16 protein-coding genes are annotated in these 15,559 nt (G+C 38.5%); 2 read left to right on the top strand and 14 right to left on the bottom strand.

Features of this window, described 5'->3' with window-relative positions; all coding sequences use genetic code 11:
• Window positions 1-2 precede the first annotated feature (2 nt).
• Window positions 3-1,922, bottom strand: a complete 1,920-nt coding sequence (locus KQI66_RS07645) for a YgiQ family radical SAM protein (protein WP_216428266.1) — start codon at window positions 1,920-1,922, stop codon at window positions 3-5.
• Between the two features lie 18 nt (window positions 1,923-1,940).
• On the bottom strand, window positions 1,941-3,305 hold the full coding sequence (locus KQI66_RS07640) for an RsmF rRNA methyltransferase first C-terminal domain-containing protein (protein WP_216428265.1): 1,365 nt from the start codon (window positions 3,303-3,305) through the stop codon (window positions 1,941-1,943).
• Window positions 3,306-3,483: 178 nt separating this feature from the next.
• Between KQI66_RS07640 and KQI66_RS07635 the strand changes: the two genes are divergently transcribed.
• Together KQI66_RS07635 and KQI66_RS07630 are read left to right on the top strand one after the other, a co-directional pair.
• Window positions 3,484-4,104 (top strand): flavin reductase family protein, encoded by a 621-nt coding sequence (locus KQI66_RS07635; RefSeq protein ID WP_216428264.1) that lies wholly within the window; start codon window positions 3,484-3,486, stop codon window positions 4,102-4,104.
• A gap of 2 nt (window positions 4,105-4,106) precedes the next feature.
• On the top strand, window positions 4,107-4,337 hold the full coding sequence (locus KQI66_RS07630; protein WP_216428263.1) for a hypothetical protein: 231 nt from the start codon (window positions 4,107-4,109) through the stop codon (window positions 4,335-4,337).
• A 249-nt stretch (window positions 4,338-4,586) separates the two neighbouring features.
• Here KQI66_RS07630 and KQI66_RS07625 read toward each other — a convergent pair whose 3' ends face one another.
• The 12 genes from KQI66_RS07625 to KQI66_RS07570 form a co-directional block, all read right to left on the bottom strand.
• Window positions 4,587-5,096, bottom strand: a complete 510-nt coding sequence (locus KQI66_RS07625) for a hypothetical protein (RefSeq protein ID WP_216428262.1) — start codon at window positions 5,094-5,096, stop codon at window positions 4,587-4,589.
• Between the two features lie 147 nt (window positions 5,097-5,243).
• Complete coding sequence (locus KQI66_RS07620; protein WP_330655084.1) at window positions 5,244-5,858, bottom strand: VanZ family protein; 615 nt, start codon at window positions 5,856-5,858, stop codon at window positions 5,244-5,246.
• A 3-nt stretch (window positions 5,859-5,861) separates the two neighbouring features.
• Window positions 5,862-6,764: a sugar phosphate nucleotidyltransferase gene (locus KQI66_RS07615; protein WP_216428261.1), complete on the bottom strand. Its 903-nt coding sequence runs from the start codon at window positions 6,762-6,764 to the stop codon at window positions 5,862-5,864.
• Between the two features lie 58 nt (window positions 6,765-6,822).
• The gene (gene gmhB / locus KQI66_RS07610; RefSeq protein WP_216428260.1) at window positions 6,823-8,154 is read right to left on the bottom strand and encodes a D-glycero-beta-D-manno-heptose 1,7-bisphosphate 7-phosphatase; all 1,332 of its coding nucleotides are present in this window, start codon (window positions 8,152-8,154) and stop codon (window positions 6,823-6,825) included.
• A gap of 53 nt (window positions 8,155-8,207) precedes the next feature.
• Window positions 8,208-9,236 carry a hypothetical protein gene (locus KQI66_RS07605; protein ID WP_216428259.1) on the bottom strand — a complete coding sequence of 343 codons (1,029 nt, stop codon included), beginning with the start codon at window positions 9,234-9,236 and terminating at the stop codon, window positions 8,208-8,210.
• A gap of 2 nt (window positions 9,237-9,238) precedes the next feature.
• On the bottom strand, window positions 9,239-10,705 hold the full coding sequence (locus KQI66_RS07600; RefSeq protein ID WP_216428258.1) for a lipopolysaccharide biosynthesis protein: 1,467 nt from the start codon (window positions 10,703-10,705) through the stop codon (window positions 9,239-9,241).
• Between the two features lie 15 nt (window positions 10,706-10,720).
• Window positions 10,721-10,933, bottom strand: coding sequence for an acyltransferase (locus KQI66_RS11300; RefSeq protein WP_216428256.1), 213 nt, complete (start codon window positions 10,931-10,933; stop codon window positions 10,721-10,723).
• 65 nt (window positions 10,934-10,998) lie between these two features.
• A complete protein-coding gene (locus tag KQI66_RS07590; protein ID WP_253287706.1) occupies window positions 10,999-11,718 on the bottom strand; it encodes a glycosyltransferase family 2 protein in 720 nt (239 codons plus the stop codon).
• A 5-nt stretch (window positions 11,719-11,723) separates the two neighbouring features.
• Entirely contained in the window at window positions 11,724-12,389 is a 666-nt protein-coding gene (locus KQI66_RS07585; RefSeq protein ID WP_216428255.1) for an acyltransferase, read from the bottom strand.
• Window positions 12,390-12,395: 6 nt separating this feature from the next.
• On the bottom strand, window positions 12,396-12,794 hold the full coding sequence (locus KQI66_RS07580; RefSeq protein WP_216428254.1) for a capsular biosynthesis protein: 399 nt from the start codon (window positions 12,792-12,794) through the stop codon (window positions 12,396-12,398).
• Window positions 12,787-13,902: an acyltransferase family protein gene (locus KQI66_RS07575; protein WP_216428253.1), complete on the bottom strand. Its 1,116-nt coding sequence runs from the start codon at window positions 13,900-13,902 to the stop codon at window positions 12,787-12,789. Before KQI66_RS07575 ends, KQI66_RS07580 begins: the two co-directional genes overlap by 8 nt.
• Window positions 13,899-15,548: an aminoglycoside phosphotransferase family protein gene (locus KQI66_RS07570; protein ID WP_216428252.1), complete on the bottom strand. Its 1,650-nt coding sequence runs from the start codon at window positions 15,546-15,548 to the stop codon at window positions 13,899-13,901. The genes KQI66_RS07575 and KQI66_RS07570 overlap by 4 nt, the downstream gene beginning before the upstream one ends.
• Between the last annotated feature and the right edge of the window lie 11 nt (window positions 15,549-15,559).

Raw genomic sequence — 15,559 nt, 5'->3', positions numbered from 1 at the left:
CGTTATCTTGATTTTTTATGCACATTTCTGATTGTTTTCTTCTTTTGCACATTCTTTTTGTTATTCTGCTCATTTGTTCTTGTATTGGCATGCTGATTCGGCTTTCCTTTACCGACATTTTTAACAGCGGAAGGTCTTTCCGGACGTATAAGACAGTGAGGTGTATAGCCTATTAAATCCTCTCTGTGTGCCTTTATGAGTGCCTCCTTGACAATATCATAGTTTGCCGGAAGTCTGTACTGCATAAGCGCTCTCTGCATTGCCTTTTCATGCGGATTTTTCGGAACATAAACCTTTTTCCCGGTTCTCGGATCGGTTTCCGTATAATACATACAGGTGGACAATGTTCCCGGTGTAGGATAAAAGTCCTGAACCTGTTCCGGCATATGTCCTATATCCCGAAGATATTCGGCAAGCTCTATTGCCGCACGAAGATCACTTCCGGGATGGCTCGACATAAGATAAGGTATGCAGTACTGATTAAGTCCGCATTTTTTGTTTATCTCACCAAAGCGTTTAACAAACCGGTCATATACCTCTCTCGACGGCTTACCCATTTTTTCGAGAACTCTGTCGCTTACATGCTCCGGTGCAACTCTGAGCTGTCCGCTTATGTGATATTTGCAAAGCTCATTGAAGAATGTTTCGTCCTTATCGTATATAAGGTAATCATATCGTATTCCGGAACGTATAAATACCTTTTTGACCTTTGGCAGCTTTCTAAGCTTTCTCAAAACACGAAGATAATTTTTGTGGTCAACAACAAGGTTAGGACACTTTTCCGGAAAAAGACACTGTCTGTCACGGCAGGCACCGAACTTCTTCTGTTTTTCACAGGCAGGCTGCATAAAGTTTGCCGTAGGACCGCCTACGTCATGTATATAGCCCTTAAAATCCTTTTCCTCCGTCATCTGCTTGGCTTCTTCAACTATCGAATCATCGCTTCTTGCCGTAACTCTTCTGCCCTGATGAAAAACAATGGCACAGAAGTTGCAGTTTCCGAAACAACCTCTGTTTGCGGCTATACTGAATTTAATTTCCTCAATGGCCGGTATTCCTCCGTATTTTTCATACATTGGGTGATAGGTACGCATAAACGGCAATGTATATACCTCGTCAAGCTCGTTTGTTTCCAGAGGTGCTGACGGAGGATTTTGCACAACATAGCCTTCACGATATTCCTCAACAAGCGTTTTGGCTGTTATCGAATCCGTATTTTTATATTGGTGCATAAAGCTTTCGCAGTATTTATTTTTATCGTTGCAGACCTCTTCATATGACGGAAGCCATATACATTCTCCTATTCTTTCTTTGTCCCTTGTACGGTAAACCGTACCTCTCATATAGGTTATTTCCGATATTGGAATTCCGCTGTCCAAAGCCTCCGCAAGCTCAATAATCTGATGCTCACCCATTCCGTAAAGCAGTAAATCCGCACCGGAATCCAAAAGTATGGAACGTCTTACCTTATTGTCCCAATAATCATAATGCGAAAGCCTTCTTAAGCTTGCCTCTATTCCGCCTATTACAATAGGCACCTTTCCGTATGCCTCTCTTATTTTGTTGCAGTAAACTATCGTTGCCCTGTCGGGACGGTGTCCTCCTTCTCCTCCGGGAGAGTATACGTCCTTTGAACGGCGTTTTTTTGCAACCGTATAGTGGTTTACCATAGAATCTATGTTTCCGGCACTGACCAGAAAAGCCAGCCTCGGTTCACCGAATTTCATAAAATCCTCGGTGCTGTGCCAATCCGGCTGTGGCAGCATACAAACCTTATATCCGTAATGCTCAAGCATACGGCATATTATTGCCGCACCAAACGAAGAATGATCCACATAGGCATCTCCGCAAACATATACAAAGTCCGGCTTGTCCCAGCCTCTTGCAAGCATTTCTTTTTTATTTACAGGTAAAAACGGCATTCTGTTTTTCCTCTTTTCTTACTCCCATTTCCAACCGGGAAGATATTTATTCTTAAGTCTGCCCTTCTGGCTTTTTGCCCATCCGAGCGTAAGCCCGTCGAAGGTAACAAGCACCCAGCCGTCCTCCTTAAGGTCGGTTTCCAACGTTTCACCCTTAAGATATTTGACCGCTGTTTCGTAATCATCAAGCTCCTGTGTGAGCCTTACGTTTTCCTTTTTAAGGCCCATTGCAAACGCCTGTGACGGCTCAAAGCGTTTTTTCTTTATATCGCCGATATACCAACCGTTGCGGACGATTCTTAATCCGTTGAGCTTTGGCATTCCTTTCGGCAGAAGATAAAGCTTTTCTCCGAAGTTATCAAAATCTCCGTTAAATTCAATATTAATATTATTTTTAATAAATTCCTCAAAATATTCAAAGCCGTCTATTTTTTTCTTAGGCTGTGGATCAAATTCGGTTCTCTCTCCGTTTCCGTTTTTACGCATTTTTGCAACAAAGTGTCCTTCGCCCTTAGTTTTGTGCGGCCAGAGTCTTCCGCATTTTTTAAGCTCGGAATTTCCGCTTTTGCTCCATTCGGCTCTTCCTCTGTCCAGACCAAGCTCCGGCGGTATTTCACAAAGCTCAAACTCAGGGTGTCTTGTAAGGAATGCGTCTATCTGATTTTCGTTCTCTGCCGGATCAAATGTACAGGTTGAATATATTATATATCCTCCGTCACATACGGCTCTTGCACAGGCCTCAAGTATTTCATACTGTGCCGAAAGACAGAAATCCGACATATTTTTTCCCCATGCTTTTATTACGTCTGCATCTTTTCTGAACATTCCTTCGCCGCTGCATGGTGCGTCAATGATTATTTTATCGAAAAACATAGGAAATCTATCCGCAATCCTGTCCGGCGATTCATTGAGCACAACAGCATTGGTCAAGCCGAAAAGCTCGACATTTTTGAGAAGAGCCTTTGTTCTTGATGTACTTATATCATTTGTAACCAGCATTCCTTCGCCTTTAAGCTTAGCTCCTGCCTGTGTACTTTTTCCTCCGGGAGCGGCACATACGTCCAAAACTCGCTCACCCGGCTGTATATCCGCAACAGCCGCTGTTGACATAGCCGAAGGCTCCTGAAGGTAATACAGGCCGGCATGGTAATACGGGCTTTTGGACGGCCTTACATCGGCTCCGTTATAATAGAAGCCTTCCTTGCACCACTGCACCGGTTCAAGCTCATAAAGCTTTTTATTATAAAAATCGTCTACTGACATTTTTAATGTATTAACTCTTATTCCGTAAAGACGCTCATCATTGAACGATGCCATATAGTTATCAAATTCATCTTTAAGCAGCTCCTTCATTCGCTGCGTATATTCTTCCGGCAGATTCATAAAAAATTATCCTTTCCGCTTGACTTTTTTTGATTTATCAATCTTTAATAATGTTACTAAATTTTTTGCATTATTACAACTATTAAAATTGTTAGAAATACCGATTTACAATTTTATGGGGATAGTATAATATATCTTTCGTATTCATAATATTATATTTATATAAGGGAGAAATAAAATGTCTAAGACAATCTGGAAGCCGGGTACAGTGCTTTATCCTGTTCCTGCCGTCATGGTATCCTGCGGAACACTCGAAAAGCCTAATATTATAACAATCGCCTGGTGCGGAACTCTTTGCACATCTCCGGCAATGACCTACATATCTGTACGCCCGGAGCGTTTTTCCTACGACATAATAAAACAACATAAGGAATTTGTCATAAATCTTACAACCGAGGCTCTTGCTGAGGCAACGGATTTCTGCGGCGTAAAAAGCGGAAGAGATATAGACAAATTCAAAGAAACCAGACTGACAGCCGCAAAAAGCAATGAAGTAAGCGCACCGTCAATAGCAGAAAGCCCCGTCAATATCGAATGCAGAGTAAAGCAGATTATTGAAACAGGCGGCACACACGACATATTCATTGCAGAGGTTGTTTCCGTTTCGGTTGATGACAAATATTTTGATGAAAACGGAAAATTTCATTTTGACAAAACCAAACCTATATGCTATTCTCACGGCGAATATTTCGGTTTAGGCAAATCAGTCGGTTCTTTTGGCTACTCGGTCAGAAAAAAGAAAAAATCCGGAAAACCCGGAAAATCAGTAAACAAAGCAAATAAAAAGAGGAAGGTGTAACTATGATTCCCATTGATGAAGTTTGTATAATCAGTATCGATAAATCAGACGATACATGGGCGATTGAAGGAGAAATTATTTATGATGAGGATATAGCTTGTCCTTTCGAGGCTTCCTATATTGCTCCAGATGATGAGTTTGAACAGATTTCAGCTGAAACGGATCTTGACGAATTTGACAAAGACGAGCTTTTGGAAAAAATGAAAGCCGCAATATTCAGCTACGAAGACTAACATACAAACGAAAATAAGCCGAAAGGCTTATTTTTTTGCACATTTTTAACATTTGTATTTAACATTTATTTAACTTCTGCATGATAGCGGTTTTAATTTATTTAATGCAATAATAAATATTAAACTATATCAATCAATAAATAAGCAGAAATCAGGAGGAAAAAAATATGTACTGTGTAATAGACATCGGCTCAAACACAATACGTCTTGTTGTATACAGAGTTGAAAATAACACAATAAAACCAATGCTTAACAAAAAATATTCGGTAATACCGCATTGTTATTCACAGTGTGTTGAACATAGAGCCTTCCAATAAATCTTACTGCTGTTGTATCTTTTTCATCTGGCACTCCTTCTGCTAATAGCAATCCAGAATTCAATCTTTCAAATCTCACACTTTTCAATAGTCTAACAGTCATAACAAGCATTCCAACATTACTTATAACAGCCACGACAAGTAATATTACGTATATAATTATTCCTAATAGTTCGGACCTACTTTGGGGCATCCCTAATTCTCCGGTTTTTTCAATCTGCGTTGTTAATAAGACAAACACAAATGCGCAAGCAGCCAATAAAATGTAAACCTTGTTTTCTATCTTCTCCGCTCTTGTTACACAATAATCATATTCCGCCTTTATCGCCTCAAAACAAATGTCAGCACTTGATTCTGTATTTTCAGCGCCTTGCGTTGTTGTAGCTTTCTCTAAATCCACCTGATATATCTGATCATTTACTTTCACATTATATCTAATCATGTTTTCACCATTGTGTCTTCACATCTCAGCCGATTACCGAATTTCTGATTCTTAGACCGTTGCCTACCGCTCACCACGAAGAGGTGTGTGATTATCCGAGCAGCGTAGGGATCTACCGCTCCCAGTATATCACAATTTCATCCAGTTTTACAGCCGCTTTCTTGCCTTCATCAACGCACAATACATCAATCCGCCTAGCACTCCGCCGACTGTGTTATAGAAGATGTCTGATAATTGAAACGTACCCAAGCGAAGCAATAATTGCAACATCTCTATGCTTATCGAAAAGATAAATGCTATCTTACCGCTTTGCCACAGGATCTTTTTCCAGCTGTTTCCTATCTTCTCTCCGAATGTCCACATCACTACTGCTGAAAAAGGCATCATCATGATTACGTTCTCGATACACTCGGTGGTCAGTTGCTGTTCACCATTCACTGTCTCCCAGATGCCCCAACCGCCCATAACATCGGATAAAGGATTCATCCACAGCTGACGATTTAACAGGGTTCGGAACAAAATAAGTGAGGTCACAAAAGCTAAGAAAAACAACCTCCGAAAGAACACGCTCTCTTTAAATTTCTGATACCAAGTCACTATGGCGCTCTTCCATCCTTTGCCTGCTGCGGTAGGCTCATACGCATACAGATAGAAAAACATGGCCAAAAAGGAAAGAAGAAGCGAAAAGCCAAACGGCTCATATAGCGCAGTCAGGATGTTTGTGAGGATCTTCCCGAATAAATCAATCGTTTCTTTCATCATTGTTTAGAGATCACTGAATAGGTCAGCCTTGTACACACCGTTCTCCAGCATCTTTTTAAAGCTATCCTTTACGGCCGCAACATCTTCATAGTAGGTCATGCCGTACCAGGTGTCGTTGGTCTTCAGAACCTTCACAGACATCTTGCCCTGCTCCAGCAGCTCACCGATGAAGATTGGGATCAGATACTCGACTTTCTGAGGATTGCTCGGTACTTCTTTCTCGAAAAACTCTTTGAAGCCTTTCTCTAATGTAGTAAGGAAATCAGGAGTCAAGCCCCACATATTCATGGAAACCAGAGAGTCAACGTCGATCACTACACCATCTGCTTCTGCTCCATCGGCAACTTTTACAATGTTCTTGGTCTCCACAACCTCGGTCAGGTTGTTCTGTTCGTCCATCTTGCAGATACCACGGGTTACACCGCCATTATCGGACAGAATATTCTTCAGCACAAAGCCAGCCATACAGGACTTTCCACCATTCACCAGATACTCATGTACGGCTTTGAAACCTTCCTTGCCGTAGTAATCATCTGCATTGATGACGATAAACGGAGTCTTGATGACCTTCTTCGCTACAAGCACAGCCTGACCGGTTCCCCAAGGTTTTGTACGACCTTCCGGCAGAGTTCCCGGGATATCTTTAATATCCTGGAAAGCATAGTCCACAGTTACATTATGAGAAGAGCAAATGGAGGCAATGCGATCACCGATAACCTCTTTAAACTCCTTCTCGATATCCTTACGGATGATAAATACTACATGATTGAAGCCTGCCTCAATCGCATCATGGATCGAGTAATCCATGATGATATGTCCAGCATCATCCATCGGCTCCAACTGCTTGATTCCTGTTCCAAATCGGCTGCCGATTCCGGCTGCCATGATAAGTAATGCTGTTTTCATACTCTCTCCTCTCTGTACTCGCAATTTAATTAAACCCAAAAATTCTTCTAGACTTTTCTCAACGCAAATACTTGTCTACGAACTCCAGTACAGAGGACAGTGTGTCTACCTGTCCAAAATCTTCGTTCTTAGCATCTGTTCCGGCTCCGTTAACCAGAATTGCTTTGCATCCGGCCGCCAATCCAGCTTTAATATCGTTCTCACCATCACCAATCATATAGCTCTGGCTCAAATCGATATTATAATCGCAAGCAGCATTCATCAACATTCCCGGCTTCGGTTTGCGACAATCACATTCAATCTTCAGCTCTGGAACTTCACCTTCATATCCCTTGTGTGGATGATGAGGGCAATAATAGATTGCATCAAGGTAAGCTCCCTGCAAGCCGAGTTCTGTTTCCATCTTATTATGGATCTCTTCCAGTTCTTGGAACGTCACCTCTCCTCTAGCAATAACAGGCTGATTTGTGACTACAATTGCAAGATAACCGGACGCATTGATTTTCTTGATTGCCTCTGCCACACCATCAATCAACTCAAAGTCATTAATATTTCTAAGGAAACCAACATATTTATTGATTGTACCATCTCGGTCAAGGAACACAGCTTTTTGCTTATTAGAAAGGTTCTTAGCCGATACTCTTCCTGCTTTGAAATCTTCTTCCACCTGATGGAAGCGATCTGGTGTTCCCATATCCTTTACATACTCTGGCGAATCATAGCAGAACATCTTACCGGTTCCCGCCAGCGGTTTCAGAAGCTGACGATCCAAATCAACTTTTACAGTTTTCCCCGTCGTCTTGTCCACAGTGCCGATTTTATCTGTATCAATTGCCACCATATCAAGGCCTTTAGGATCAATCACATGCAGGCCTGCATTGACTCTGTTTTTATAATATGTCGGGCGAACATCCTCCTTCGCCAGCCAAGATTTAACTGACATATCTTTTTCCGCAATGATGAGCCCGCTATCATACGGATGGTTATTGGGATGGGTAAACAATGTCACCAATCCACCATATTGCTGATGGAATCTGACCATTCGATTGAAATCAACATCAAAAACGGCATCTGCATTCAAAAGTAGGAACGGTTCATCCCCAAGTTGCTCTCGCAGCTTAAAAAGTGCACCAGCGTTTCCGAGCGGTGTGATTTCATTGTAGTACTGAATCTCAACCCCAAGTTTAGAGCCATCTCCAAAATGGTTCATGATTTTGTCTCCCATATGGGAAACTGTCATAATGATATCCTTAAATCCCTGATTTCTCAACGAGATAAGCTCTCGTTCAAGAACCGGAATGCCTTCAATCGGAATCAAAGGTTTCGGAATATCAGGGAATAATTCAGATATTCGAGTTCCTCGCCCTCCGGCCATAATAACTGTTTTCATAATATTCTTTCAGCATCACGCTGAATATCCTTTCTCAATCTGTTATGTATATCTTACCAATATGCTCCATTTTCGACATTTTGAAAGCCACTTGGTCTTTCATTGCTTCTTGGCCTTACCCAGTATTCATTTAATATGCCAAATTTTTTGAAATCCTCTTCGTGTCTTGCTCCATAGATTCCAAATAATGTTTGCAAACCGCCGCAAAGTGTTATCCCTTTTTTCCCTTTTCGTTTGACATGCGCCGCCAGATTAAACGCATAAGCCCCGCATCCTATAAGCGCTATATCAAAATCGTTTTCATCAATTTGTCGTTTCATGTCTTCAAGTGCGTCAAACCAATTTGAAATATTAGGATATGGATTGACCCCGCCCAATACATTGTATGCCTTAATCGTTTTAAGATCAAATTGTGGCAGAACTGTTTGATCCTTAAACAACTTTTTTCTTTTCTCGTATTGACTCTCAATCGTTTCTGCGAAGGGAGAAATAACCAAAACCTTTTTGTTTTTCAATACTGCCGTCCATGGATTAGCAAATAGGAACGGAAAGTAGATATAGGAATTATAAATCCGTTCGCAACCATTCAGATACGATTTTATATTTTTTTCTCCACCCAACCATGTGAGCAAAACATCGAGTTCCTTAATATCATTCAAAACTAGATTTCCCCAGTTTGTCAGCATTTCATTTGTACATGGAAAAAAGCCAGCCTGTCTCGATAAGCTTGTTCTCGTTGCTATTGAATACCAATTGGGAAAGCACTCATCTTTCAAGTATTTTGCCAATGAGTAATCTGCTGAATCCCTCAGTTTTCCTGAGACTTGTAGATAATTCACAAAAGCAGCTAATTCAACACTTCCAAACCGTGCAATCATCAACGGACGCTCCTGTGATATTATTTCTATTAGTCTCTGTTCAGAGTCCGATACCCCCCCCTCATCATTTGGATGTGTTGGTTGTTGTTGAAAATCACTTACATTTGCTTTTCTTATTTTCATATTCATCCTATATCCAATCTCTTTGCCAAGCGATAAGAATGAAAGTTCCCTGCAATCATCGCTAAAATCCATTAACTTCATCGTTATTTTTCCTTTCCAATCATATTCTTAACAATATTTATAACCGTATGTCTTTTCACAATCAAAAGAATCAATATTGCAATAATTATGCTGTATTTTAACCATAAGAAATGGTTAATAAATGCAACTGCTATGCCAATGATTGTTACGCCTATAGATATCCAAAGTATACCTTTTCCATCGTACAGTCTTTGACCATTTAAAACTTCTTTGCATACCTTTTTGTAAAAATAATAGTGAATCAAACAAAATATTGCATAGCATATAAATGTCGTATAAGCAGCCGCCTGATATCCACAAAGCTTTATAAATATATAATTCAATATCAGGTTCAATATGGCACAAAGGATTGATGGAATTACTATCGTTAATTTTCTCTCATAATATTCCTGGACTCTAGCAAAAAGCTGAAACATATAGTTGAAATAAACTCCAATACAGATTGGAATTATTACATCAACGCTCTCGATATATTTGACACCGCCGAAAACCAACACAATTTCTCTGCTGAACAACATGATTCCAGCCAACATTACTCCAACAAAAAGTAAGACCTGATTCGCCCGTTTCGCTAGCAATTCATATTCTCCAGCTTTGATTTTCTGATACTGATATGGGGCAAATGTTGAATTGATTGCACCTGTAATCAAATTAATCAAACTTCCAGCAGAATATGCTATACTATAAAGCGCAACATCGCTTGTGCCACAAAGATAGTTGATCATAATTTTATCTGAACTCTGCAAAACAAACTCGGATAAATAATGTGGCATCAGCGGAATACAGAAACCTAATGAAAACAGCCAGACCTTTTTATCACAAAAACTTTTTCCATTCTTAAATATCGATGCATATAGAACGATTCCAATTATCATTGTAACAAATGTGCTGGAAATAACTCTTGATTCGGCAGTTGGACTGACAAATGCCACCGTAACAACACCCAAAATAGCAGAACCAGCAGTAGATATAAGCGTAGTAAATACAAGTGTTCTATAATCATAAACATATCTTTTATATAGTGACCAGCATTGAAAAACAGCCTGAAAAATAAAGCTTACAAACAGGCAGCACACCAATTGCTCTGGTAATTGCAACAAGTTAGATAAAGGTTTCCGAAATACAATTCCTATCCCCAACCAGATAAGTGACAAAAGCAATTCCAATCCACATAACGCAGATAGTATTTTTTCCTGATTGTCATATTTTACATATAAATTCATCATTGCTTTATACAGGCTCAATGTAACAACCATTGCTAATACGGTTTCCCATGACAAGTAGGTGCTATACAGTCCATATTCATCTGTTGATAACATTCTCGTAAAAATCGGAGTAGTTATCATACTTATCCCACGCTGCAAGAAATTGCAAACTGTGAACCAAAATGCTGCCTTAACAGGCACTGACATTCCTGAATATTTATTTTTTATCTGCGAAAATATGTCATTTGTTTTGCCTATGTTCATTCTTTTCTGCCTCTTTTATAATTTCCTATGCAAATGCGCCGGTCTTCCAATATAAATCGCATTATCTTCCAAATCTGATACTACCAATGAGCCTGCTCCAACTATCACGCCTTTTCCAATTCTAACCCTTGGCATAATAACGCTATCTGCACCAATCCAGCTTCCAGATCCAACTACAATCTTTTTTGTAATTCCATCACCAGCACATCTATTTTTATCGCTTACCACGTACGTTCCATTAATAAAGTAGAAGTCAATCGCTTTATCCCCTTCTATATATTTTCACTATTATTTCAATTCTCATGTAAAAATGCCTTTAACTCTTCCGGAGTTCCCAAGACATGAACCTTCTTGGCATCAACGATGCTAATTGTTACAGACATGCCTTTTTCAATCATAAAATTGTAAAGAGGAGCAATATACTTCTCGTTTTTCTCTAAATGACTCTCATCTGCATAATACTCTTCATAGAGTTCCTTATACAATTTAGCGGATGAGAAATAATAAGCACCCAATGTACAATTATCAGAGATACGCTTCTTTTCTCGTACTTCTACAGCTTTTCCTTCCGAATTCAGTTTCACAAAACTCCAATGCTCTCCATCCGCATGAAAGCACGGAATGTGTCCATCTCCTGAAATATCCTCATATTTCATTTCATTGGGTTCCACATAAGTATCGATATTATATACCATAATAGACGAATTCACGTCACAATAAGGAATTGCCAGCATACAAGTCGTCGCCTGTCCATCCGTCATATGATCCAGCTCAACAATTTTCACATCATGAATTCCATATGACGCACAATGCGTTTTTATAAATTCTGAAGCATCGTCCTCTGCTCTAACAACAAACACATATCTGTTGACATTTTTATTATAGTCAATCAAACTGTCCATCGACCAATCAAATAGCGTTTTTCCCTTAGCTTCAATCATATATTTCGGACAGTTGTATCCCGCCTTGCGGAAGCGGCTTCCTAAACCAGCCATTGTAATTATAATATTCATGGCACTTATTCCTCCATGTTCATTTCAATCAATTCCTGTACAGATTTGTATTTTTTAAAATTTTTCAATATTTCTTTATTAACTCCATTATAGGCATCTTCGCATCCAGAAATAAGAGTGGAATAAATCACCATTTCCTCATTAGTTGGTAAACGGTTATTCTTTATCTGAAATCCTTTTGCATATGCAGCAGCGTACCCTGGAAATCTATTTGCCAATTTATCTTTATGTTCATTGAGCGAACATATCTTTCTTGCCGGATTACCTGCATATACTGAATTTGACTCCACCTTGCCAGATACCACTGAACCTGCTCCAATTATAACGTTGTCTCCTATCGTTGTTCCTTGGAGAATTATGCTCCGCATTCCAATAAACACATTGTTACCAATGGTTGTAAATCTTTGAGGTCGCAACGAAACAGGTTCTTCTATCCTCTCCAATACGCTGTAACTCCAATCATGGGCAAGTATTATTACATCTCTTGTAATGCTTACATTATCTCCTATTGATATATATTGAAAAGCTTCATCAATATATACCGAACTACTTCCAAAAATAACAACGTTCTCTCCTACTTTGCCCCCACCCGATCGGATATGCTTTATCAATGCCTCTGATGAATATCTGTTAGGATAGATAATCCTTTGAATAATCTGCTTTAATTTCATTTTCTATTATTCTCCTTTGCATTTTGAATTGTTACAAATTTCGTTTAACTCTTCAACATTATACTTAAGAAATTCATCTGGACGCACTGTTCTGTCATCGACATAAAATCCTTTATGCCCTGGCCATGGCTTACCATATAATATCTCATCATACGGAATTTCCCACTTATCTAACCATGACAACAATACTTTCGCAGTATTTTTATTGATTAGTCCAATATTTCCGTTGTAGGAATTCATATTTCGAGATGTAAATAAAACAATTCTCGCACCATTGTCATGATAAAATCTCAGTTTTTCTACCATCTCTTTATACGGAACTAAGTCCTCATATTTCTCATCCTTTCTTTTTATCGGACATAACGTGCCATCTATGTCAAAAACAAATGAATATTCTTCAAACATTATTCTTCTCCTTCAAATTAAGATAATTATCTGCAATCCTACAAATGTTCGTTATCGATTTTAATTTACAAAAATGATCACATATTGCAGACACAATAATATCCACGATAATCCCTGTAACATAAATCAATACAACAACCAAAAACATGTGCAGCAAATATTTCCACGCTGGATTATAATACATGCTGTCAATTCTAAAAACTTTATCCCAAATTAAATATCTGAAATTGGGATTTTCGTGAAGCAAATATATCGAAAAAGTATGTTTTGCAATCTTTCGTATCCCCCCGATATATTTAATCTTTCCGATTTGTATGCTTTGTTCTGAAAACCATATGAATGTCATTATTCCCAAAATAACTGGAATCGGGCTATATATATCCACTAAATCATATATATGGCTACTTATTTTTACCATTCCAGTCATGCTGGCAAACAATGACAATCCGCTTTCTATAGATACCACTAGTAGAAAGGAAAACAGCAATTTCGTTGTATTTACTTTATTTGGAATTAGTTTTTTCTTTATACATGCTGTAACTAAATACAATGAAATTGCCATGAAAACTGTTGATGTACCTGTCTTGCCTCCTACAAAATTAAAAATTGGTGTCAGTATAAAACATATGAAGCAAGAAACAGATGTAATTGTCAATAAGTTTTTATCCTTACAGCATCTAATTATCAGGTTCAACCAAGGCACAAATAACATCAACACCATATAGGCCGTTACATACCAATATGAGCTGTTTAAAGGAGATAATATAGCTTCTAGCAATGTTCTAGCTGAAATATTTTCTCCCAAGCTCCTAGCTATCAATAAGCACATCAAGAAAACAATAACAACCTTCACATATAAATTCAGCCATTTTGATATTGAGATGGTTTCTCGATTCTGCATAAACCAAGCAGAAATCATAAAAAAGCAAGTCACTCCTACTAAGCCCCAAGATCCAAATGTATATGAGATAACTTGTTGAATCGAAAATGATGTTGAAAAAATTTGTTCGCCATTTCCATGTATGCAATAATGAAAACAAACTATCATCAACATCGCTAATATTCTTAAGAGATCATAATTTAAAGACCTTTCTCTTTCCACCTTCATACGGACTCCTTTATATCAATCACACGATTCAATATTTCTAATCCTGTTCCAAGCATTGCCATCTGATGTCTAATGCTTTCACCATGTAACGGAATCATGCTCAAGAAAAGAAGAGCTTCTATCAGTTCAATCTTTTTCAAATCGCCACCGACTTCAGCAGAAAACGTATCTAAGAAGACTTTATATAGATTGAAATCTCTCTTACGATTTTGAATTCGATAATTAATACAAGCTGTCTCCGAATTATAGTCAAGATCGAAAAGGTCTTTTATAATAAAATCGTATTTTCCATCCACACTATGAAACAGTTTTGCAAGTTCGTATCGGAAATCGCCATAAATATCATAGGTACCAAACTTTCCGCGCGGGTCAATTACCTTAATAAACGAAAAGTTTGAATCCACCATAATATTAGCAAAACACAAATCTCCATGAATGATATTGAACGTATCTACATCATACAGCATCTCCGGTATTGCCTTTTCCAATGTTATAATAATTTCATTCAAAGGAAGGTATCGTTCCCCATTCACTACGATCGGTGACTCAAAAAACGTTATAAAACGCTCATCTTTTTTCATTTTTTCAAAACGCTGCAGAGTTTTTGTCAGATACATTTCTTCCAAGGCCGGACGAATATTGGCATCTTGCACTGTATAGCGTTTAAAATCATCACACACAAAGCGAATTCGATTAAAGATGTCTATCCATTGTTGTAATGTCAAATCACCATAGAGGAACAACTCGTGGACGGTATGATATGCATAATATTCCATAGAAACATATGGGTTAACATAAGATGTCGAATAATTAAAAATTCTAGGCCTGACATACTCAACATCTGCCGGCAACTTTAAATACCATTTAATTTCACCGATAAATTTATCCTTATCATCGCTTGTCTTTCTTAAAATCCCACGATTCTTATCAACCGTAATGTGATTGAACTCTCTCGCTTTTACTTCCAGTTTAGAATTATAATACCTATCTGCATGTCCAATATCAAACCAGTTTTCTGTTAAAACAGGAGTCATAGGATGGCTTTTACTATAAAGCTGGAGAGCATAGTAGAAGGAACTAATACTACTGTTGGTATTTTCGAATGCCGCTTCCAAGCATTTCTTAAATTCCACCACATCCATGATTTTAAAAATCCCAACAAAAAGTTTTTTCTTCATCTCCTCATTGGCGCAATCTTTATCATAGATATTGGTGATCATGCCTTCTTTCTCATCAAAATATGTCCATGTATCTGTCATATAATCTTCCTGACAGAAAAAAGCATCTCCCTCAATTTTAGAAATAGAATCCAGCACAATCGTATCCGCAAAATTTATAATAATAGGATCTACCCTGTTCTGCAAAGCAAACCATATTGTATAGCCTAAATCTCTAAGCTCTGGCAGTTTGATCAACTGTAGCGCATTACTATCTATCAGCTTTTTTAAGCGTCGCTCTATCTTATCTGCATTTTCGTAACAGATAACATCGATACCAGCACAATCCTCCCCATACTTTTCGTAAATATAATCAAAAGTTATCCTCTGATTTATAGGATAGATTACAGCTGGAAGTTTCCCCAATTTCTGTAATTCCTGAGGTACAATCTTTGCACTTGGAATCAACAGCCTACATTTTTTCTGCATATTATTCCCCC

Source organism: Anaerotignum sp. MSJ-24, from assembly GCF_018918145.1.
Classification (GTDB): Bacteria; Bacillota; Clostridia; order Lachnospirales; family Anaerotignaceae; genus Metalachnospira.
This window is presented reverse-complemented; position numbering and strand designations above follow the sequence as displayed.

What these genes read in the sequence shown, in the direction of transcription:
- KQI66_RS07645 (WP_216428266.1), bottom strand. Translation starts at nt 1,922, where the DNA reads ATGCCGTTTTTACCTGTAAATAAAAAAGAAATGCTTGCAAGAGGCTGG.
- KQI66_RS07600 (WP_216428258.1), bottom strand. Translation starts at nt 10,705, where the DNA reads ATGAACATAGGCAAAACAAATGACATATTTTCGCAGATAAAAAATAAA.
- KQI66_RS07575 (WP_216428253.1), bottom strand. Translation starts at nt 13,902, where the DNA reads ATGAAGGTGGAAAGAGAAAGGTCTTTAAATTATGATCTCTTAAGAATA.
- KQI66_RS07635 (WP_216428264.1), top strand. Translation starts at nt 3,484, where the DNA reads ATGTCTAAGACAATCTGGAAGCCGGGTACAGTGCTTTATCCTGTTCCT.
- KQI66_RS07585 (WP_216428255.1), bottom strand. Translation starts at nt 12,389, where the DNA reads ATGAAATTAAAGCAGATTATTCAAAGGATTATCTATCCTAACAGATAT.
- KQI66_RS07580 (WP_216428254.1), bottom strand. Translation starts at nt 12,794, where the DNA reads ATGTTTGAAGAATATTCATTTGTTTTTGACATAGATGGCACGTTATGT.
- gmhB (WP_216428260.1), bottom strand. Translation starts at nt 8,154, where the DNA reads ATGAAAACAGTTATTATGGCCGGAGGGCGAGGAACTCGAATATCTGAA.
- KQI66_RS07605 (WP_216428259.1), bottom strand. Translation starts at nt 9,236, where the DNA reads ATGAAGTTAATGGATTTTAGCGATGATTGCAGGGAACTTTCATTCTTA.
- KQI66_RS07615 (WP_216428261.1), bottom strand. Translation starts at nt 6,764, where the DNA reads ATGAAAACAGCATTACTTATCATGGCAGCCGGAATCGGCAGCCGATTT.
- KQI66_RS07625 (WP_216428262.1), bottom strand. Translation starts at nt 5,096, where the DNA reads ATGATTAGATATAATGTGAAAGTAAATGATCAGATATATCAGGTGGAT.
- KQI66_RS07620 (WP_330655084.1), bottom strand. Translation starts at nt 5,858, where the DNA reads ATGATGAAAGAAACGATTGATTTATTCGGGAAGATCCTCACAAACATC.
- KQI66_RS07640 (WP_216428265.1), bottom strand. Translation starts at nt 3,305, where the DNA reads ATGAATCTGCCGGAAGAATATACGCAGCGAATGAAGGAGCTGCTTAAA.
- KQI66_RS07590 (WP_253287706.1), bottom strand. Translation starts at nt 11,718, where the DNA reads ATGAATATTATAATTACAATGGCTGGTTTAGGAAGCCGCTTCCGCAAG.
- KQI66_RS07570 (WP_216428252.1), bottom strand. Translation starts at nt 15,548, where the DNA reads ATGCAGAAAAAATGTAGGCTGTTGATTCCAAGTGCAAAGATTGTACCT.
- KQI66_RS07630 (WP_216428263.1), top strand. Translation starts at nt 4,107, where the DNA reads ATGATTCCCATTGATGAAGTTTGTATAATCAGTATCGATAAATCAGAC.